Annotated in this window: 14 protein-coding genes and 2 pseudogenes; 9 read left to right on the top strand and 7 right to left on the bottom strand. The window is 58.3% G+C overall.

Annotated features, from left to right (window positions below; genetic code table 11):
* Positions 1-32 precede the first annotated feature (32 nt).
* Positions 33-2,549, bottom strand: a complete 2,517-nt coding sequence (locus NLM31_RS37000) for an MBL fold metallo-hydrolase (RefSeq protein ID WP_254195436.1) — start codon at positions 2,547-2,549, stop codon at positions 33-35.
* A 272-nt stretch (positions 2,550-2,821) separates the two neighbouring features.
* Here NLM31_RS37000 and NLM31_RS36995 point away from each other — a divergent pair.
* From NLM31_RS36995 to NLM31_RS36980, 5 genes and pseudogenes are all read left to right on the top strand, one after another.
* Positions 2,822-3,508, top strand: a pseudogene (locus tag NLM31_RS36995) (DUF3616 domain-containing protein); the annotation flags it as partial.
* Between the two features lie 71 nt (positions 3,509-3,579).
* Complete coding sequence (locus NLM31_RS43490) at positions 3,580-3,849, top strand: hypothetical protein (RefSeq protein WP_375167520.1); 270 nt, start codon at positions 3,580-3,582, stop codon at positions 3,847-3,849.
* 75 nt (positions 3,850-3,924) lie between these two features.
* Positions 3,925-4,212, top strand: coding sequence for a hypothetical protein (locus NLM31_RS36990; protein WP_254195434.1), 288 nt, complete (start codon positions 3,925-3,927; stop codon positions 4,210-4,212).
* A gap of 132 nt (positions 4,213-4,344) precedes the next feature.
* Positions 4,345-5,082, top strand: coding sequence for an endonuclease/exonuclease/phosphatase family protein (locus tag NLM31_RS36985; protein ID WP_254195433.1), 738 nt, complete (start codon positions 4,345-4,347; stop codon positions 5,080-5,082).
* Positions 5,083-5,142: 60 nt separating this feature from the next.
* Positions 5,143-5,808, top strand: a complete 666-nt coding sequence (locus NLM31_RS36980; RefSeq protein WP_254195432.1) for an HAD family acid phosphatase — start codon at positions 5,143-5,145, stop codon at positions 5,806-5,808.
* A 766-nt stretch (positions 5,809-6,574) separates the two neighbouring features.
* On the opposite strand, the pseudogene NLM31_RS36975 reads toward NLM31_RS36980, so the two are convergent.
* The 3 genes and pseudogenes from NLM31_RS36975 to NLM31_RS36965 all read right to left on the bottom strand — a co-directional run.
* Positions 6,575-7,345 (bottom strand): annotated as a pseudogene (locus NLM31_RS36975) (IS5 family transposase); the annotation flags it as partial.
* A 124-nt stretch (positions 7,346-7,469) separates the two neighbouring features.
* A complete protein-coding gene (locus NLM31_RS36970) occupies positions 7,470-7,952 on the bottom strand; it encodes a hypothetical protein (RefSeq protein WP_254195431.1) in 483 nt (160 codons plus the stop codon).
* Entirely contained in the window at positions 7,949-8,143 is a 195-nt protein-coding gene (locus tag NLM31_RS36965) for a hypothetical protein (RefSeq protein ID WP_254195430.1), read from the bottom strand. The genes NLM31_RS36970 and NLM31_RS36965 overlap by 4 nt, the downstream gene beginning before the upstream one ends.
* 1,187 nt (positions 8,144-9,330) lie before the next feature.
* On the opposite strand from NLM31_RS36965, the gene NLM31_RS36960 reads away from it, so the two are divergent.
* On the top strand, positions 9,331-11,634 hold the full coding sequence (locus tag NLM31_RS36960; RefSeq protein WP_254195429.1) for a Piwi domain-containing protein: 2,304 nt from the start codon (positions 9,331-9,333) through the stop codon (positions 11,632-11,634).
* Entirely contained in the window at positions 11,631-12,830 is a 1,200-nt protein-coding gene (locus NLM31_RS36955) for a hypothetical protein (protein WP_254195428.1), read from the top strand. Before NLM31_RS36960 ends, NLM31_RS36955 begins: the two co-directional genes overlap by 4 nt.
* Before the next feature lie 324 nt (positions 12,831-13,154).
* On the opposite strand, the gene NLM31_RS36950 is transcribed toward NLM31_RS36955, so the two are convergent.
* Positions 13,155-13,652 (bottom strand): hypothetical protein, encoded by a 498-nt coding sequence (locus tag NLM31_RS36950; protein ID WP_254195427.1) that lies wholly within the window; start codon positions 13,650-13,652, stop codon positions 13,155-13,157.
* 515 nt (positions 13,653-14,167) lie between these two features.
* Here NLM31_RS36950 and NLM31_RS36945 point away from each other — a divergent pair.
* On the top strand, positions 14,168-15,931 hold the full coding sequence (locus NLM31_RS36945; protein WP_254195426.1) for an ATP-dependent endonuclease: 1,764 nt from the start codon (positions 14,168-14,170) through the stop codon (positions 15,929-15,931).
* Complete coding sequence (locus tag NLM31_RS36940; RefSeq protein ID WP_254195425.1) at positions 15,928-17,355, top strand: UvrD-helicase domain-containing protein; 1,428 nt, start codon at positions 15,928-15,930, stop codon at positions 17,353-17,355. Before NLM31_RS36945 ends, NLM31_RS36940 begins: the two co-directional genes overlap by 4 nt.
* Positions 17,356-17,659: 304 nt before the next feature.
* Here NLM31_RS36940 and NLM31_RS36935 read toward each other — a convergent pair whose 3' ends face one another.
* Together NLM31_RS36935 and NLM31_RS36930 are read right to left on the bottom strand one after the other, a co-directional pair.
* Positions 17,660-18,076 (bottom strand): hypothetical protein, encoded by a 417-nt coding sequence (locus NLM31_RS36935; RefSeq protein ID WP_254195424.1) that lies wholly within the window; start codon positions 18,074-18,076, stop codon positions 17,660-17,662.
* Between the two features lie 506 nt (positions 18,077-18,582).
* Complete coding sequence (locus NLM31_RS36930) at positions 18,583-19,293, bottom strand: integrase arm-type DNA-binding domain-containing protein (RefSeq protein ID WP_254196332.1); 711 nt, start codon at positions 19,291-19,293, stop codon at positions 18,583-18,585.
* Positions 19,294-19,621: the final 328 nt, after the last annotated feature.

Genomic DNA, 19,621 nt, shown 5'->3' with positions numbered 1-19,621 from the left:
ATCCGACGGATCATACGACCCAATATAGTCTTTCACCAGCCTAATCCAAGACAGGTGAATTGTCTCAAAATCTTGTTTTCGATCGCAATTTCCTCGATTTTGGTCCTGCCATGGGGCATTCCACGAATGTAGTCGATCTTGGCTTGGAACAGGGCTTCCGCTGGTTTCTTTCCGGAAGCCATGTGCTCCCAAAATAAGGAGTGCAGCGGGGCGCCAAAGTAATCCAAATTGCCGTCGATAGGCGAGTAGTGAGCGCCTGTGCAGCCGACGAAGGCTGACACGCCGGCCATCAGGAACGAAAGAGCGATGGATTGTGCTGGCGTAACCACCTGGATCGGATCGCCAGCCCGGTAAACGTCTGCTCGGGTGCGCACAGTTAGAGCTCCCCAACAGCAACCCGAGAACACGACGGCCCCGCAGCGATCTGGAATGTTCTTAACGGTCAGTGCCTCGAGCATGCTTCCGGCAGTCTCGCCCCAAAAACGCGAGCTGTCCGTGTCGGAGCCGTGCAGCATCAGGTAGATGAGCTTGGCGGAAAGGCTGTTCGATACCACTGCCTCCGAGCTTACCGCTTGGGAAGTTAACATGTTTTCCCTTCCAGTTACTCCCGTATAGACTTGGTCCGCGAAAGGTCGGGCGTAATTCCGGAGTCCGAAGCGGGTGGCGGTGGTCGTTGGACTATTGGCGAGCGCGGTTTGCACGAGGCGGGCAGTGCGCCCGTCGGGAATGCGTGAGATTGGAACGTCGGCTAGACCGTCCCCGTCCAGGTCGGCATAGATCTGATCGCTCCACACGATGAAATTGTCCGGATCGTTCCGCGCGCTCGGTCCGATACTGGCTCGTAGGCTGGGTGGAAGCGTGTCGTACCTTTCGGAGGGTACGATGTCGTAGCCCCCGACGATCACCACACCCTTTACCGACGAATTGCGTGCCTCGCGACGGATCGCGTCGAATGGCGAATTCTCTCGCGCCAAATCCACTATCGGCTGACGCCCGTCGAACGTCGCCAGAACATTGGCCGCCTCCGCCCTACCGATGTTGTCCGCCAAACGTTTCGTGTTTGTCACGACCAACAGAGGCGGAAGGTCTCGTACTGGAGCAACCGGTCTTTTGTCGCCGGGCTGCGGACGGAATTCCGCGACCTCCGGCCCTCCCGGACCTCCTGGTTCTACCTCGATTGTGATAGTGACCTTCGTCTTTGTGTGCGGAATCTTAGCTGTCACCTCGACCAGATCCGAAAGGGGGCGTCGGACGACTTCCGCTCCGGCTCGAGGGCGAGCGCCGCCTTCGGGAAGCACGCGAGGCAAGGGCGGTTCGATCTCAGCCTCCTCGGACGGCTGTTCGGGAAGGACATCCCTTGCGTTGGGCGAAGCGTCATTCAACTCGCCATCGTCCACTCCGATCTCAACGCTTGAGCCTCTGAATGAGATCGCAAGCCGGCCGTTCAGGTCGGTTCTGGCCCAAGAGTGATCATCAGAAATACTCTTCAGCAACCTAAGAACTCCGGAATCGGGATGTTTCGGATCTCCTCTCCCCGTTGAAATTCCGAAGGCAGGGGCGTCCTTTACGGCGTCCAGGACGGTTTCGTCGAACCCATTGTAGGATGCGTGATGGGGCAACTTCACGAACTGGTACGGGCCCGCTTGCTTGATGTCCTTGAGAAGCTGAGACATCAATTCGTCCAGACCAGAGACCTCCGGGACGGCCAACTGCATGTCGCCCGTAAGAAGGCATCGTTGTTGCTCCGAGCCAAGGGACAACACGATGCTCTGATCGTTTAACGCCGCTCCCGGTCCTACCCTGTCAAGGAATTCCGCCAGTTCGTCCGTCGCTGCGTCGGCCCCTCTTGCGGGGCTGGTGAGAAGCATCTGATAGATGTCGCTGGCATCGAGCGCTGCGTCCCTTTGCCTGAGACTATCGGTTGCACGTCGCGCCCTGGCCTTCAGCCTCGCCAACTCGTCCCGGCAGATTTCCAGATGTTCTTTGGTCGGTCCCAGAACTTTCAAACCGAAGTCGGAAAACTCCCTCTCAAGCTGTTTGATCTTTGCGCTGGGGCCCGTGTACCGAAGGATCTTCGTTCCGTCCTCTTCGAGCTTGGATAGCATCGCCGCGTAATTGTCGGCCAGCCTGGCGGCATCCGTAAGAAACTGATCAAGCGCAGGGCCTTGCAAATCGGGTTGAGGCTCCTCGACGATGGCGGCGATTACCTTCGCCGCGACGGCGTCGGCCGCGGCGTCCTCTCCATCGGTAGGAAATCCTAAGTTTTCATCTGCGACCAGCGCCCGCTTGAACGTGACCGTACCATCCGCGACCATCTTCGGGAGGCATCCGATGTGATCGGAGTGGCAATGGGTTACGACGAGCAGATCGATTTCGAACGGTGGCCTGCGCAAAACTTTTGCGAGTTGCTCGGGGATTGACGGCGTATCTCCCGAACTCTGCCAGTCGCCTGGGTGGGCTCCGTCAATCAGGATTGTGCGACCATTATGAACTGCAAGGATGCAATCGCCGTAGATCTTCGATCCCATGTCGAAGAGATATAGCTTCATGATTCCCCCCCCCCCGCTGAAAATGGAATCTTATATAAGTCTTGAACGTGCTTGAAAGAGGTTGTAGCTTAAATCAACTACTACCGAGATCAAGACATATTAGATCGATCATATTTCGGGGCGAGTGTCCGTGCTCTCTCCCTTCCCTCCGGTTTGTCGCGTCATCTCGCGCAATGTCCGAACGCAGGAACGGGCGCTAAAGGTTCAAAGCGAGACTGGTGAGGTCGAGGAAAGTCCGGAAGTATCGTCATCGTCACCGAGGAGAAACCTCCATGCGCGGTTGCCTCGCTGTAGCTTTTTTCACTGTTTCTCTGATCGCGGGGTTTATCCCTTCCGCCAACGTCCCCACCGCTCGGGCGCAAGATGATGCCCCTTGGCCGGTCAAAGGCAAATTGCTCGGCAAGGACGGCGACAAATCCGAGGATATTAGCGGGATCGCCTGCCAGGGCGGCCAGGTTTTTCCTCGCACTTGCGTTGTCATCGACGATGAGCGCCAAGAAGCCCAGTTCGTTACGATCGAGGATGGGGAGCTGAGGGCGGGCGAATCGATCCCGCTGATCACCGATAGGTTTGCAGGCAAACCGCTTGAGCTCGACGGCGAAGGCGTCGCCTTTGCAGACGGTTTCTATTATGTGACAGGCTCGCACGGGCATCCTCGCGACCGGAAGAGGAAACTAAAACCCGGCCGAGACGACGCCGAAATCAATGCAAAGATCGCTGCGAGTAGCCGGATCATCCGCTTTCGCGTTGACCGGGACGGTGCGGTCGAGGCAGTTACGCCGACTGCGAGATTGCGCGAAGCAATCGCGGCGGAGCCTACACCCCGCCGTTTTCTCGACAAGCGGCTTGAGAACAACGGCGTCACCATTGAAGGCATCGCGATACGCGAGGGCAGGCTGCTAGCCGGATTCCGGGGGCCGACGCTGGATGACGGGCGCGCAGCGATCCTATCCGTGTCGCTGGCCGCGCTATTCGGCAACGGCCATTCGATGTTACGCTCCATCGATTACGGCTGGGCGACGGGCAGGGCGTGCGCGATCTTGCCGCCTATGAAAACGGGATACTTATCCTCTCCGGCCCCTCGGCCGATGGGCCCGGCTCATATGCCGTGTATTGGTGGAATGGCGAAAGTCCTACAGTGCGCCTGCTCAAGGAGATTTCGTCCATCATCAACGATGCGGAGTACAAGCCCGAGGCAATCCTTCCGCTCGACACGGGGCCGTCGGGAATAAGATTGCTCGTGCTGTTCGATGGCGCGAAGGAAGGCAGGCCCGTTGTCGTCGACATACCGGAGCCTTAACGACCTAAACGTACTTGTAGTGATACTGACATGCAACTCGATCAAGAATAACGGTCTACCGGGCGGGGGAAGACAATGTCGCGCCGATTAGTGATTGCATTACTGTTGTGCTTGGTCGCTCCTATTTCGTCTGTGCTCGCGGACGACCTGAAGACGAACACGTTTGATCGTCATGAACTGACGCTAACGTTTGGCTGGATCGAGCTTCTGCAGGGCAACGATATTGCAGGATACCGCTATGTCACCGGCAGGCCGCCGCGCGAGCCGTATTTGAGTGCCGAAAAGAAGTATATCGTAATGGATATTCCAATCGGAATGCTCGATACCCTGCTCGGCATACTGCGGAATGAGAAGCCCCTTTAAATCCGATTCGAGAAGCACGGCAATGCATCCGCATCGGCTTTTATCGAACGAGCCCACACACAGCCTTTGAGTGCAGAGCGTCGACAGGAATTGTTGCGATGATTTATCCGCGAAACTCGCGGGAGGTTAGTTATGCGTGTTCGTCTCGAATTGAGGCTTCTCATTTGTGTGTTGCTCTCCATCACGGTGGTCGGCAAAGCCAGCGCACTTACACTGGCAACCTGGAACCTCGAACATCTCGCGGAGAAGGACGGAGCGGGTTGTCGTCCTCGCACTGAGGCGGACTATGGCCTGCTCAAGACCTACGCGGAGCAGCTCAAGGCCGACATTGTCGCCGTACAGGAGGTCGAGAGCTCCGCTGCGCTTGCTCGCGTATTCGATCCAAAGATCTGGTCCATAGAAATATCCACCGATCCGCCGGTAGGCGAAAGGCGCGAATGTGCCGGTCTTTCCGGCCAGTTCATTACCAAACAGCTGACCGGCATTGCGATCCGCAAATCGGTGGCATATGTCCGCAATCCGGATGTTACCGAGCTGGATATCGGCGCAACCGGTAGACACCGCTATGGCGTGGATATCTCGCTCGATACCGGTGTCCCGCTTCGGCTACTCTCCGTCCATCTCAAGTCCGGCTGCCATTCGGAGCCGGAGACCTCGCCACGGGAAGACTGCGGGGTTCTCTTTGAGCAGGCGCGGGTGCTCAAGTCGCAATGGGTCAACAAACGTGCCGATGATGGCATTCCTTTTGCGATTATGGGCGATTTCAACCGCCGTTTGCAGAACGAGCCCGGGTTTTGGTCAGTGCTAGACGAATCCGGCGGGGGAGCTCGGGATTTGGTGCGCACGACAGGTCGCGGCACTCCGGCGTGATGCCGGGGACGGGACGACCTGTTCATCGATTTCATCGTTCTCAACGGGCGCAGCGCCTCCTTGTTCGTTGCTGATAGCTTCCGCGAATTCCGATACCGGGAAGGGGCCAACGAGGCACCCTCCGATCACTGCCCGGTCCTTGTTGAACTGGCGATACCCGATGCGCCCCAGGTCCATCCTGTAAAGGGCGAGATTACCTCAAGTTTGAAATGGTATCGGCGTTCCGCAGAATTGGCATTGCTTACGCGCTTTGTCTACGCGCGGGCCAACGAGCGTTTTGAAGAAATCCGGACGAGGCCGCCGGCCGGCGACTGGGCCATTGTCATGGATGCCGACGAGACCATCTTCGACAACTCATTTGGCCAGCTAGAGAACGAATACCTTGGACTGGGACACGTCGACGAGCGCTGGCGTGACTGGATTCGTCGGAGCGCCGCTGGCGCGGTACCTGGAGCGATGGAGTTCATTCGCAACGTACTCGCGAACAACGGCAAGATTGTCGTCATCACCAATCGAGAGCTCGATCGTGAAGCCGAGGTCGAGCAAAGCGTTCGAACTAACCTCAGCAATCTTGAACGGCAGATTGGCGGCACCGGCGCACTCACCGCCGGCCGGCGGGAGTTGTGCATTCTTCCTCGGACATCCGCTGACAGAACGGCTGTGTCAACGTCCGCGTGCGGGGGCAGCGGTTACAAGAATGACAAGGATCGTCGTCGGAGCTGTTGACGAATGGGAATGCTGAAAGCTGCTGGGCTGCGGACAGCGCAGCAAAAACGTCTTGGGATCACCCCCATTCGATTGCTTTCTCGGTCGGGGACAACGTGCTTGACTTTCCTTGCGTGACCCAAAGTGAAGCGCGCGCTACGGCGTCGTTCGTGCCGATGATGGGCAAGGAGTATTTCCTGCTCCCGAATCCACTTTATGGATCTTGGGAGAAAAACACAGCCGCGCTTCCCGCAGGGGAAATTCCCTAATGCGAGGCTTCGTGGTTCGGGACGAGAGATTGATGGCCGAGGTCTTGGAACGTGAATAACTGTCTTTCGCTACTTCACAAGGTGTGTTGGTGAATCGGTAGTCTACTATGGCGGACGAAACACAGTCGATTTCTTCGGCAAATATGGCCTCGGCACAATCGCCAGAGCCAAAGGGGAGCAAATCTTCGACTTTCTCCGCAGCCGAGGCGATGCACCTGGCGATGGCGTTCCTCAGTTTTGCCGCTGCCCTCGGCATTCTCTGGCGTGTTATTGAAGGCGTGGTTCTTGCGCCTGGCTCCATTGCGCTCTCACAGGGAATTCCGTGGGACGTTGTGGTCAAGGTCGGTGTTGCCGCGATTGCCACAGCATCTCTGGTCTGGGTCGGGCTCATTTTGCTCAATCGGAGTCGTCGACTGGCCCTGGAGCGGGCGGTGATTGAGGCGGTTCAACAGTCAGAGGCTTCTCCCGCCGCGAAGACCGAGTTGCTCATCGGTATTGCAAGCCGATGGTGGGGGCTGAGCAGTCGGTCGGTCGGCGCGAGGCTCGATCATGTGCAGCGCGGCCACCCGTTCGGCATGCCCGTCGGCCTGCGTCAGGCAGGCGTCGACCAGCAGGCCGTGGCGGTTCTCCATCAGCCCGTGCCCGATGAAGCACAGCTTCGTCTCCTTGCCTTTGCCCTTGCGGTAGAGCCTGGCGTCCGGATCGGTGGTCGAAGCATGGGTGTCGTTCGAGCGTTTCTGGCCATGGAAGTCCGCTTCGGCATTGCGCCCGCCGCCTGACGCTGGCGGCTCGCCGGAGCCGTCCTTCGGCTTGATGCTCTTCATCGAGGCCCAGGCCTCGATGAGCGTACCGTCGACCGAGAAGTGATCGCTCGACAGAAGCCTCTTCACCTTGGGCTGCGCCAGCACCGCCGCCAGGAACTTGGCCGCGATGTCGCCATCCAGCAGCCGGTCGCGGTTCTTCGAGAACACCGAATGGTCCCAGGCTGCGTCGTCAACGCCGATTCCGACGAACCAGCGGAACAGCAGGTCGTATTCCAGTCGCTCCATCAGAAGCCGCTCCGAGCGGATTGAATAAAACGCCTGCAACAGCATCGCCCGCAGTAGCTTCTCCGGCGGGATCGACGGCCGCCCAATTGGCGAATAGAGCGCGGCAAACTCTCGCTCCAGCGCCGACAGCGCTTCGTTCACAATCGTCCGAATCGCTCGTAGCGGATGATTACGCCGTACCCGCGCCTCCAGGTCGACGTAGCTGAACAGCTCGCCCGTTCGATTGTCGCCGCCGCGCACGCACCATCTCCGAATCTCGTCGGAGCCAATGAATCACGGTCGCCGGTCGGCGGCGAGCGCCTTTTTCAACGGCCTGCTAGTGCACAGTTGCGAGTACTGACAGCGACGATGGTCCCGGCCCGTCTCAGGGCTTGTAAGTAAATCCGCCGTGCTTCTGTAGAATCTCCACGCCGATAACTTTTATCGCCGCCCAAGCCTTTTCGCTTAGTCCATAGAGTTCAGTCGGATCGATCTCAAACTTTTTGCCGAATACTTTGTCGCCATCGGGCGTCCCTTTTCCGCGCACCCATCTTTGCGTATCCGAGTAGAATCCGATTGCGTCATGAACCAACTGATTCCGGAAGTTCATGATGTTGTGGATGGTGCCCAAAGCGTCCCGCAAGTCTGTCGCCTTGAGGTCGATTCCTTTTGCAATTGCTGCCTCCTTTAAGAGGTCCGCCTTTGCGCCTCCGGCAGTCTTATTTAGAAGGAAATGCGCATGCGTTAACGGAACAGAAGTCAAAACGGCCAGTGCTTGGATCATCGTTGCCTCGATCATTCCGAGGTCTAAGATAAAATGTCCAACTGCCTGTTCAAGTTGCTGGCGTTGAGGGTCGACAGTCTTCATTCGGGCAGGCCCCAATTACGCTCAGGATCGCTGCGGCGGTTGGTCGGCCGCGTTGCTCCGCTTCCTCCAGTGAATTTGCGCCCGCTGGCCGACGTATATGTGACGGTCCAGTACTTCGTCTTCCCCGAGTTGGACGAGACGGCCGATGCTGAACGAGTCCATGTTTCACCGTCGAACAGGAACTTGTTCATCTTCGCGTACATCCACTTTAGGAGAGTGCGGTCGCATTTCCCCCTCCCGGTGTAACTGGCCCGACCCATGTCCACCAAGCCTGCTCAATGTCGTGTAGTCCACCCCAGGTCCCCTTGTAAACGTCACGCGACGGGGACGATCTCAGTGCCGGCTCGGATGCGGCTTTCGTCGAATGTGGAGACTACGACCGGGGCGCAGTCACGCCCTTTTGTGCTCACCTCCAAAATGGTGCAAGCTGGGCGGTGGGCCACAGCTTCGCGAGGGAGGGGCGCGCGCTACACGGAGCTTACTTTCCCCAGATTGCAGGCTCGAATCCAGTTGCTGGAGGGCGGAACGTATTGGTTGCACGTATGGCTATGGGAACAACCCGGCGGCCCTCGCAAAGAACTGATGAATGGTAAGCGGGCTGGCAACACCCATGATGCTCATGAACACTTAAGGAAATTGGCGGCATTAACGAGCGCGCGAATAGCCCCGACGATGTCGCCGTTGAGGATGCCGAGAATTCAAACTGAGACCGAGCGGCGGCCGTTCTCGGGGAAGGGCTAAGCCGCCAAGTATGCCTTTGAAAATAAAGGCTCGAATTGGGTGGGGAGCCGTTCGTTGCGCTCCCCCGCTACGACGGGCGACTATTTTGGACGCCAAACTACGATTTTCTACGATGTTAACGGGCAGTGCAACGAAGCAATTGATCGTGCGACGAATGCCCATTTTCAGTCGGATAAGCCCAGTGATGCGACCAGTAAGTCATTGATTGTTCTCAACCCGTCGCTGTCTCTTAATGTCCCAGGTTCGAGCCCTGGTGCGCCCACCAAATCTCCAAAAAAATCAATGGCTTGCCGATCCCTCAAGGAGGGTGTCTGGACGTTTGTCCGTCTGGGTCACGCCTGGGTCTCGCATCCCGGATCCCAGCATACGAATCCTTGCATCGCTCGACTTTTCCACCGGTATTCGAATCCTTGGACGCTACGTTCGTCAAACTCATCGCGATCAAGCGCAGGTTCGCAGATAGCATTATCCGCTCGGACCGAGTGATTCCTTCACATAGCCCTCGAGGCAGGAGAGACGGCCGCCGGGCGACTATGTGCTGAAATCTCGAATTCTCCAGTTGCTCACATGGTGGCAGGCCGCATTTTGCCACCACCGATTGCCGCTGGTTTTGAGCCGTTGAGTTCAAGAGATATCGATGCCCCAGACAAGCCTGCGATCGCGGCCGTTGGTGACCAACGGCTTCGTTGTCGAGACACCCGAGATAATCGACTTCGTTGTCCGCGACATGCCTGACCCCGGCGAATTGAAGGCTGAACGCGAGAGACTGCGGGGATTCTGGTTCGTTCATTGGGTCGGAGGCAAGCTCTACCACCTTCGTCTGAAGGCCGGCGGTCCTAACGTCGATGGCGAACAGCGTCCTGCTCCCGTGTTAAAATATACTTGGCTTGTCCGGGCGCGGGTCGACGATGTCATTGGCGTTGCGTTGCCCCAGTATGAGCCTATCCGTGTCCGACCGTTCACATTTCTCGCGCAGCGGGCCGAATTAATTCAGCCAGCCGCAGAGGCTGCTCGCATAACTCATCCGCTCATCAACGAATTCACGGTCACGCCACGGTTTGAGGTGACCGCGAAGACGTTCGAGCCGGTTGATAGGCAATCGAAAGTCGGTGTCTTCGTGACCGTCGAGATGCAGTTCGATATTGCGGCATCATTAAGTGCCTTGCGGGATGCCGACGTGGATCTCGGTGGACTTCACGTCGTTCGTCGGACGCCTGAGCCTGGAAAGCGCCGGTTGGTTGGTCGCATCGCGCGAGTAGAAGGAAACATCACCTATCTATCCGAAGGCACAGAGGGCCAATCGATCGAGACGGATCGTATCAAGCTTGAGGGGTCGAAGGAGAGCGTTGCGCGCTGTTTGACAACCCTGCTTGGACTTGCTCGCTATCAGGCCTTGATGAGGGCGTTGGATGACGAGCAGGCCAACTACCTTGTCGGACCCGATTTTGACGCTGTGGTCACGAAACTTGGCACGCACCTTGCCAAAACGAAACTTCCCATCGCGCTTGGCTTTGATGCGAAGATCGGCGATCGGATTGTGCTCACGAACAGCGACACAGTGCAGACGGTCTATGTCGCACCACAGGTTGACTACGTGTTTGATCGTACCGGCGCTCAAAGCAACGCGTTTGCCTGGCCGGGATTGTCGCAGTTTGGGCCATTCGATCGCACGACGTTCGCCAATAAGTCGCCCCGCCTTCTCGTTGTCTTCCCGACGTCTACGCAAGGCAAAGTCGAGGCGTTCCTTCGCGCGTTTCGCGATGGTCTCGGTGCCAATCATCGTGGATTTGCGAGGGGCTTTCGGGATGTCTTCGGCCTGGTGAACCTTGAGTTTGTGATGTGCCCGGTTCAGGTCGGGGTATCGGATCGACAAAATTCCGAGCCGGCGTACCGCAATGCAATCGAAGAGCGCTTGTCCGCTGGTGAAGAGGTGCAAGGCGCAATCGTCGTGCTTTTCGAGGAGCACGCGCACCTGAAGGGTCTCCAAAATCCGTACCTGCGGACAAAGGCGCTGCTGTTGACGCTGGGTATCCCGACCCAGGAAGTGCGCATGACGACCGTGAACCAGATGCCGGGTAGCTTGCAGTACACATTGCAGAACTTCGCCGTTTCAGTCTACGCGAAGCTGAACGGCACGCCATGGACGGTCAATCAAGATAAGGCCATCAGCGACGAACTCGTCGTTGGCATGGGCTTCGCCGAGTTTTCGGGCAGTCGATTTGAGGACCGGCAGCGGTTTGTGGGCATCACGACGGTCTTCAGTGGAGACGGTACCTATCTACTCGGCAACGTGTCGAAGGAGTGCAATTATGCCGACTATCCTAAGATGGTCCGGGACTCGATGCTCTCCGTGCTCCGAGAGCTCAAGACGAGAAATAACTGGAGGCCAGGTGACACTGTGCGCGTGATTTTTCATGCGCATCGACCGTTGAAACGCGTCGACGTAGGCAAGATTGTTTTCGCTTGCGTGCGCGAAATCGGCGCGGAGCAGGTCTTGCAAATGGCTTTCGTCACCGTCTCTCACGATCACCCCTTCTACATCATGGATCGCGCCGAAAAGGGCGAGCCGGTGAAGCGCGAAAGCAACATCATGAAAGGAGAGTTCGCGCCGCTCCGTGGCACGATCGCGCGGATCGGCCCGTCCACGCGATTGCTCGCGACAAATTCTCACAAGCTCATAAAGCGGGCGAACTCTCCGCTTCCTGCACCGCTACTTATTGGCCTGCATCCTGATTCGACATTCAAGGACGTGGATTATATTGCGGAGCAAGCGCTGAAATTCACGAGCTTGTCCTGGCGGTCAACCTTGCCTGCGCGTACTCCTGTGACGATATTCTACTCTGAGCGGATCGCTGAACTCCTCGGGCGGCTCAAGGACGTGCCGGATTTCTCCACCACGGCTTTGTCGGTGAAGCTGAAATGGAGCCGTTGGTTCCTATGAGCGGCGTCGTGCTGAGCGCAATAGCGGCGGTCCGCGAAGAAGCTCGCCGCGTCTTGCGGACCTCTGAGGTCTGGCCGACCGCCGCCTCCGGACTGGCATCCAAGATTCTGCAGCGTGATGCCTCGCTATCGGTTGGGCTGTTCGATCGCCCGATCCTGAACTGCCCGGCAAATCTCTTGCGGCGCACGCCTGTTTTAGCCGCCTATGGCTACGTGATTGATGCCGCTCCGGAGCAGACTGTCGCACTGTGGATCGACGAGCTCGAACGTCTGCGCGGTCGGGAGATTTATCCGGCTGATCGCAACTCGTTCATATTCAACCCGGTGGAGATCCTTGGCGTTTGCTTTGGTGTCTGCTCGTCGCGAATACCAGAAGAGCACCGAGATTGGCTGGCCGGAACGATCGTGCGGGGCTTTGGGAAAAGCCAGTTCAAGACAAACGTGTCGCAGCTGGCGGCGCTCGCGGCCTTGCATCTGTTAGATAGGGAAAAGGCTGGCACGGTGAGCGTGTCCGCGGTTCCCGCGAGCGATCTGCCAACGAATGAGGCGCTTATGGCCGCCTGTATCGACTATGCGGCAGGCCTTGGCGTGGGCACACTCGTTGGCGATTTGGAGGAAGAGCTTGTGCGAAGATTGCTCTCCGGCCCTGTGGGTATCGCCGACGATGCGGAGGCCGCGGCTCTCGCGGTGTTAACAAGCCGCATTCTGGACAGGATCAGTCTCGGGAAGCCCGACGATGCCGTGGAGCAGATTGTCACCCTATGTCGGCGCTTTCCGCTGTTCGCAGAACGGCTGCGTAGCCGTCAGAGGCAACGGGCGCCTTTCGATGTAAAGGACGAGTATGACGTTCAGGATCTGCTGCACGCAATATTGAAGCTGCATTTCGACGATGTGAGCCCAGAAGAAGTGACGCCAAGCTACGCGGGATCATCCTCCAGAGTTGACTTCCATCTGCCGAGAGAGCGCGTCGTTGTTGAGGCGAAGATGACGCGCGCTAATCTTGGCCAGCGGGAAGTGGCCGACGAGCTCATTATTGATGCCAATCGATACAGGACTGTTCCCGGCGTAGAGACACTGGTTTGCCTAGTGTACGATCCTGACAAGCGCTGCAACAATCCGACGGCGCTGGAGAGGGACGTGGAGTCCAGCGGCGTTCACCTGCGTGTGCGCGCAGTTGTTTGCCCCCATGGGCTTTAGAACCGTCGGAAAAAACCGCGCATTTCAGCCGGCCTCCTGTTGGGCATGGAGCATGCGCCCTCATATGGCTAGCCAAAGACCTTGATCAACCACGCGACAATCCGGTTTCAAAGGGGCGGCTGTTTGCGTTCGGGCTGTTCGCGCTCTGCTACAACAGGCGAAATCTCTCCGGTATAGACTTTGCTTGCATCTCAGCCCGGCCCGCCTTCAGGCGTTATCGGAAAGCTTGGTTCGATCATTCGCGGCGCTTACCAGACAATCACAGATAAATGCCGCCGCGTGTTTGGTGGGTAAGTACAAGGGATTCGTGGGCCGCCAAAGGGTCTAGCCCACGTTCATTTGGGCCCACCAGATTAGCTTTAGCGTCACCTCTGATATGGTGGCGGCAACATTTTCAACTTGCGCATCCGACATGTGCTGAAGCTCCGCTTTGAATTGTGGGCGCTGCTTGACGACGGTCACTGCTGTCCCGATCTTCCCTTTCTTGCGACCGAGATGCCACTGGCCGTGGATTACATCGTCTCTCTTTTTTCGCACTGAGGTCGCATCGTTGATGATCGCGATGAGTTGCTTCCGAAGGCCAGGCTGGTCGTGCAATAGCAGCTCCGCGCAATCTCGGAACAGCTTCGCACGCCGGTCGAATGACTGGGGTATCGCCTTGGGTACGAGTTTCTTGGCTTCCGGGTGCTTGAGCAATCGGCCTAGCAAGATATCGAACTCGATCTCGAGGACCGCCCATTGGGCAGCCACGTGCCCGATGGCGCGCAGGATCGCGTCATCTATCAGGAGGTTGACGCTCGGCTTTTTGGGAGGCTTTGTCATGCGCTTCTTTGGCGGGTGTCGGGATCAGCATTGATACCCGTAAGCCGGTCAGAAATCTCGGTGCGTATCAGACACAAGACTCCAAGATTGGGTGTGCTTTTGCCTGATTCTGAGTGGAGTCCGAGTTCCAGACTCTGATCGAGAAACCTTCTTCGCAAATTTATGAAGGGCGGTCTCTCCCGCCGACGAGCATGAGCTGCCGTCGCGGGCAGAGTGATGTGCGAAGTGATGGGGCCTGGTCGCGCCCTTCTTCGCAACCATGGGCAGTTCGCAGCCGACGCAGAAACAGCTGCAGGCCAGACCAGATGGTACATCATCGATATGCAGCATGCGCCACCGGCGGATTCGGCGACCAATGCGCCGACACCCTCGGTACAATCGAAAAGTTGGCCCAGCCGTACGATCGTCATGTGCTACGTCCTGTGAGGACCAGTGCTCCTGGCGGCGGCCTGAAGCTTTGCGGCCTACCGCGAACAGCTTAAGATTGTTGCCGGATATGAGGATTCGGATGGGGCATGGCGAATCAACCGCGCATCAAGAGCCTGGCGATCAGGAGGTTTCGGGGCATCGAGGTCCTAGATTGGTGGCCAGGTGACGGTATTAATGTTCTGCTTGGTGGAGGGGATTCTGGCAAGAGCACAGTGCTTCACGCAATCGCTCTGCTGTTCAGTCCGACTAACGCGGTTCAGGTGCTGGAAACCGACTATTTCCATCGATCGACCGGCGAGGGTTTCTCCATCGAAGCCGTGGTGGACATCCCGCCTGAGGTCGGGATAGCGGACTTCTCTTCGCTGTGGCCGTGGGAATGGGACGGTAGCGAGGCAGTGCTCCCTGACCCCGAGGCGGAGAAGGAGCCCGGTCACCCGGTCTTTCGGTTCCGTGTCCGCGGGACCGAGGATCTCGAATTGGTGTGGGAGGTGGTGCAGCCGAATGCGGAAATCGCGGCACTGTCCACTGGTTTGCGCCGCCGGATCGGCGTCGTACGCCTCACGAACGATGACCGGAACGATCGTGATCTCCGGCTGGTCACAGGCTCTGCCCTCGACAGGTTGCTGTCCAAGGGAAATCTGAAATCGAGGCTCAACAGGCAGGTCGCCGAAACCGATCTTTCGGCCGCGCTGCTTGAGGACGAGACGCAAGCGCTCCAGGCTTTGGGTACGACGTTCAAGGAAGCGGGGCTGCCGCACGACCTCGAGCTGGGGCTAACCAGCAGCCAAGGACTTTCGATCGGAGCGCTCATCGGACTGCTTGCAGATCGGGATGGCGTAAAGCTGCCCCTCGCCAGTTGGGGGGCCGGCACGCGCCGCATGTCCGCATTGGAGGTGGCTGGCGTCACGGAGGCTGCATCACGGCTGACAGTCATCGACGAAATCGAACGAGGACTGGAGCCGTATCGGCTTCGGCAACTGCTTGCGAAGCTGGTCAAGGACGACGGCCAATGTTTCGTCACGACCCACAGTCCTGTTGCGATCAAGGCGGCAACCAAGGCCGCGCTCTGGTTTATCGATGCAAAGGGTACGATCGGTTCTCTGCCGACCGCTGCCATCTCGCAGCAGCAAGCGCGTGATCCCGAGACGTTCCTCGCGAAGCTGCCCGTCATTGCGGAGGGGGTGACAGAGGTCGGCTTCCTGCGTTTCCTGCTGCGGAATGCTTTCGTCGCCATGCCTGAAGATCATGGCATTCGCCTGTGCGACGGTGGCGGCAACGAATCCATGCTCGGCTTGTTGGTGGCGCTACGCGACGCGGGGCTCATGCTCGGGGCCTTCTGCGACAACGAGGGCAAGTCCACCGGACGATGGAAAAGCGTGAGCGAGGCACTCGGGCCGAGGTGCTTCCAGTGGCACACTGGTTGTCTCGAAGCGAATGTCATCGCACACGTGGAAGACGCTTCATTGTTCTTGCTTGCCCGCGATTCCGAAGGCGCCTCTGGTGAGAGGTTGCGGTCATTGGCGGATCGCCTCGGTCTGCAAGTTAAGGATGAAGCCAGTATCCTGGCTGCGTGCGGAGCGTCCGAGCAGCGCTTCGCGAAGCTTCGCTCGCTTATCGTTGCCGCGGCGACCGGCAACAAGGAGGGGGCGCCGGACGTCGACACGGCAAAGGACTGGGCCAAACACAGCCGACGCTGGTTCAAATCTGAAGAGGGCGGCTACGAGCTGGGTCAGAAAATGGTGGAACTGGGCATTTGGCCAAAACTAGAGCCGGAGCTGCTCCCATTCGTCAACGCGCTGCGTGCTGCGCTTGGACAGCCCGCGCTGGCTCCGGGACGGCTCAAGCTGTGAGCGACAATACCGTCGCTGAGCTGCTGCGATCCGATCTGCCACTCGTGACCGTGGAGGCCGCTGCAGGGTGCGGGAAAACCCATCAGGGAGCCCAGTTTGCGACTGATGCCGCCTCGCACCTCGACGTCGGGCGGGTCCTGATCCTGACCCATACGCATGCCGCTCGGTCTGTCTTTGCTCAGCGGACGCAAACGGTATCTGGTAGCGTCGCGATCAGGACGATCGACAGCCTTCTGACCGAGATCGCGAGCATCTACCATCGGGCCATCGACCTTCCCGCTGATGTCGGAACCTGGGCCCGCGAGAATAATCAATACGATGAGGTGGCCAGCCGGTCTCGTCACCTTCTGGAAGGCTCCTCCCTGGTTGCCGAGGCTGCAGCGCAGCGCTATCCTGTCATTCTCTGCGACGAACATCAGGATGCGAGCGCCGATCAGCACCAGGCGATCATGGCGATACACAAAGCCGGGGCCCGCCTGCGCGTATTCGGCGATCCGATGCAGGTGATCTTTGGAAACAACGATGCCGGTGTCCGAAAAACGCTTGGACGTTGGGACGATCTGAAAGGCAGTGGGGCATCGGGAGAGCTCCTCACGCCGCACCGTTGGTCGAGTTCATTGGACCTCGGAGCGTGGATTTTGGGAGCTCGCAAGGCGCTGAAGGATGGTGGAACGGTCGATTTGACGGGACGATTGCCAAAGGGCCTGTCAGTCTATTTCGCCGAGAACTCCGCGCGCGTTCCACACAAATCGTTCAGCATGACGAGCGCGCACAGGAGGCCGATCGACGATCTCCGGCGCCGCGGTGGTCAGCTGCTCGTCCTGACCGAAAGCAATGATCGGGTGGCGCACCTCAACGGCTTTTTTGATCGCTCGATGAGGATCTGGGAGGGACACACGCGCGAAAACCTGGTTCGCCTGATCGCGTGCATTCGACAGAGTGCTGGTGACATCGATGCGATCGTCGACGGATTTCTGGTGTTTGTCGAGGCGACAGGAAAAGGATTCACGCCGTCGTCTCACGGAAACCGTCTTAGGACGGAAGTGAAGCAGCGCTGTTCCAAGGCCACGCGCGGCGTGATGCCTGCCCATCTCCAGGCGGTTGCCAGGCTTCTGATCGCAGAGCCGGATCATCGCGGGGTCGCTCGTGCGCTTGCCTACTTAGTCGATGTCGTCGACCGGGGGGAAACAGGCTTCGGTGAGGTCGAGTTAGATCTGAAGAGCGAGGTCCGTGACGCCATTCGTCTTGGCGAGTTCGCGTCTGTCGACGGTGGGTTTGCGGAAATCACCCGGCGAAGGACTTTTTCGCATCCCCAACCCCCGCGTCGATGCTTGAGCACAATTCACAAGTCGAAAGGCCTCGAGTGTGATACCCCGTGCACTTTTCGACAAGGAGGGCAGGGAGCGCTATCCGAGTTGTGGTGAACTCGTCGAAGAGCTCGAGGCGCACGCCTTGTGGCGACTGGGCAGTGCTGACGTGGTGGTCGGATTGAGCTCGATCGTCGGGGAAGCCCTTCACAGGGTCCAGAGCGCGCGTCTCGAAGCCGGCCATCGCGCCGGACCGACGCTGGTACGGCTGGAGCATCCGTCCTTCATGATGCGCCGGCCCATCCATGAGCGGACAGACTACATCCGAAGGTTAGGGGGATGCATTCATTCGGCAGTTGAAGCGGCAATCGGTCCGAGAGCCACTGTGCTCGCCGCCGGCTGAACCTTTCGAGTGGCGGCTTCAATCGCGTGGGCTGCGATCAGCATCGTTTGCAGATCTTCGTTGCCGAACTAAGGTCAGATCCAGCTCCGCGCTCTCTGCAGCTTCTGAAAAAGCCTGTGCCTGGGATTTTCGCTTGAGCCATCGCTCCTCATCGTAACGGGCGCGATAGATTTCGTCTCTCAAGACTTCTGCGTTCAGCAAATGAGGGTCTGCCGAGATTGCTGCCTGCACCTGAAGCTCAAGCCAGTTCGTCCACAGCGCCATGATTTGCTTTTTCTTCTGAAGCATCGGATCAAGCGCGTAGTTGCCGGCCGTCACGTCCCCGGGCGGAGCGCCTTCGGAATGATCCAGGATCAGCTTGCATTCGTCGAATGACAGTCCGAACTCGCGTTTGCCATGGGTACCAAATCCTCTGCGCCAAGCGTGCGGGCTCATGTCCACGCCAGGCATAAACTGCAAGGCGTGATTGACGAAGCTCGGATCGGCGTAAGGATCCTTGTTTTTCTTGCGAAGCTTGGCACGAACTGGAAAGTAGTAGGGGTATTCACCGAGTTCGAGCGTATCGAGCTCCCGGATCGTTGCTGTTCGACTGTTTGCGCATGAACGGTGGGATGATCCAAGCTACGTCGGCTTCCGGGTCATTGGCCATGGACCTGAAATCCATTTGATAGGCGCCGATGATCGCTCGTCTTCGCTGCAACGAAAACGCAAGCAACTGCACGGCGAAGGATGCTCGTCGGCCGAGGGCGCCAGACCGTGCAATAGCCACCGCACGACCCATTGCAATTGCAGAGGGGACGTCTCGACGACTGTCCTCGCGATCCTTGTCGAACAACTGAAGGACCGACAGCGCTGGCCTGGCGACCACCGGTTGCGGCTTTTCCGGCGGCTTGACACGGAGAAGTAGATTTGGGGCCACAGAAGTTTGTCTCCGCCGCGCGTCATCGCCGAGAAAAGACCACATCGACCCCGAGGATTCTCAGCGTGTGTAAGCCCTGCGAATAGGCACGTTTACAAATGTCGGGGACGCATTCAGCGATGTCTTCGCGAGCAATGGTCGAAACTTGCTTGCCCTTGAAGCGGGACAGCTCGGCGACATGAGAGTGGCGCTTCCTGGGGTCAAGCCTCCACCGACCGCCTAACGCTCCGGCGTAATCGTCGTAAGTCTTTGGCGCACGGTTCTGGCTGATGTGCTCGAGGAATTTATCGATCGCTTCCTGCCAATCCCATGAGGGGGCAGGGCGCTCCCCGCTGACGCGTACCTGCTGCGCGATCGAGATGCCCGTTATGTATTGAGTAATGAGTTTCGCGGGATCGCTTCCCCGCCGGCACCAGGCTCGGACTTCGCCAGCTCGCTCGCGCGCTTCGTCGGGCGAGACGTCGGAGTTGCCGATGGTCCAGCGACGCTGTTTGTCGAACAGCCGAGTCCGAACCGTCCAGATCGCTGCGTCGTCGGTCACCCTGAATTGCAAGCCACGAGATTTGGTGTCGGTGAGTTCAGTCCGCGTTCCCTCCTTGTGATCTCGAATCCGTTCTTTGACGATTTTGACGGTGATCTCCACCGCCGTTTTTTCTCTCTCTTTCGTGGCCTTTTTGACGGCGGTCTCTGCTGCCGCTCCTTCCTGCTTTTTCTTGGGCTCTGAAGTAAGCATCTGGGTCACACGACACTGGTGGCTGGGTCACGCTGGGTCACGCAAAATGCGAAATCCGTGAGTCCTCATAAGATCACCAGTAGCAGCCCAAAGCGCAAGGGAATCCTTGTAACTTGTTGAATCCATAGGGCAGTAAATCGCGATTTACTGCCCTATAATCGTGCCGTGACGGCGCCAACAGGCTGGGTCACGCTGACTCTTAATTGGCGTCCCGGTCGGACGCCGCTCATGCAGCAAGCTTAGGGATCTCCTGTTCAATCAATCGCAACAATCGGGTGTTGCGCCTCCACGATTTGAACTTGCTCTTGGCTGACGATCACGAGTGATG

Origin of the sequence: Bradyrhizobium sp. CCGUVB4N (genome assembly GCF_024199945.1) — a bacterium.
Classification (GTDB): Bacteria; Pseudomonadota; Alphaproteobacteria; order Rhizobiales; family Xanthobacteraceae; genus Bradyrhizobium.
This window is presented reverse-complemented; position numbering and strand designations above follow the sequence as displayed.

What these genes read in the sequence shown, in the direction of transcription:
- NLM31_RS37000 (WP_254195436.1), bottom strand. Translation starts at nt 2,549, where the DNA reads ATGAAGCTATATCTCTTCGACATGGGATCGAAGATCTACGGCGATTGC.
- NLM31_RS36990 (WP_254195434.1), top strand. Translation starts at nt 3,925, where the DNA reads ATGTCGCGCCGATTAGTGATTGCATTACTGTTGTGCTTGGTCGCTCCT.
- NLM31_RS36985 (WP_254195433.1), top strand. Translation starts at nt 4,345, where the DNA reads ATGCGTGTTCGTCTCGAATTGAGGCTTCTCATTTGTGTGTTGCTCTCC.
- NLM31_RS36970 (WP_254195431.1), bottom strand. Translation starts at nt 7,952, where the DNA reads ATGAAGACTGTCGACCCTCAACGCCAGCAACTTGAACAGGCAGTTGGA.
- NLM31_RS36965 (WP_254195430.1), bottom strand. Translation starts at nt 8,143, where the DNA reads ATGAACAAGTTCCTGTTCGACGGTGAAACATGGACTCGTTCAGCATCG.
- NLM31_RS36960 (WP_254195429.1), top strand. Translation starts at nt 9,331, where the DNA reads ATGCCCCAGACAAGCCTGCGATCGCGGCCGTTGGTGACCAACGGCTTC.
- NLM31_RS36955 (WP_254195428.1), top strand. Translation starts at nt 11,631, where the DNA reads ATGAGCGGCGTCGTGCTGAGCGCAATAGCGGCGGTCCGCGAAGAAGCT.
- NLM31_RS36950 (WP_254195427.1), bottom strand. Translation starts at nt 13,652, where the DNA reads ATGACAAAGCCTCCCAAAAAGCCGAGCGTCAACCTCCTGATAGATGAC.
- NLM31_RS36945 (WP_254195426.1), top strand. Translation starts at nt 14,168, where the DNA reads ATGGCGAATCAACCGCGCATCAAGAGCCTGGCGATCAGGAGGTTTCGG.
- NLM31_RS36935 (WP_254195424.1), bottom strand. Translation starts at nt 18,076, where the DNA reads ATGAGCCCGCACGCTTGGCGCAGAGGATTTGGTACCCATGGCAAACGC.
- NLM31_RS36930 (WP_254196332.1), bottom strand. Translation starts at nt 19,293, where the DNA reads ATGCTTACTTCAGAGCCCAAGAAAAAGCAGGAAGGAGCGGCAGCAGAG.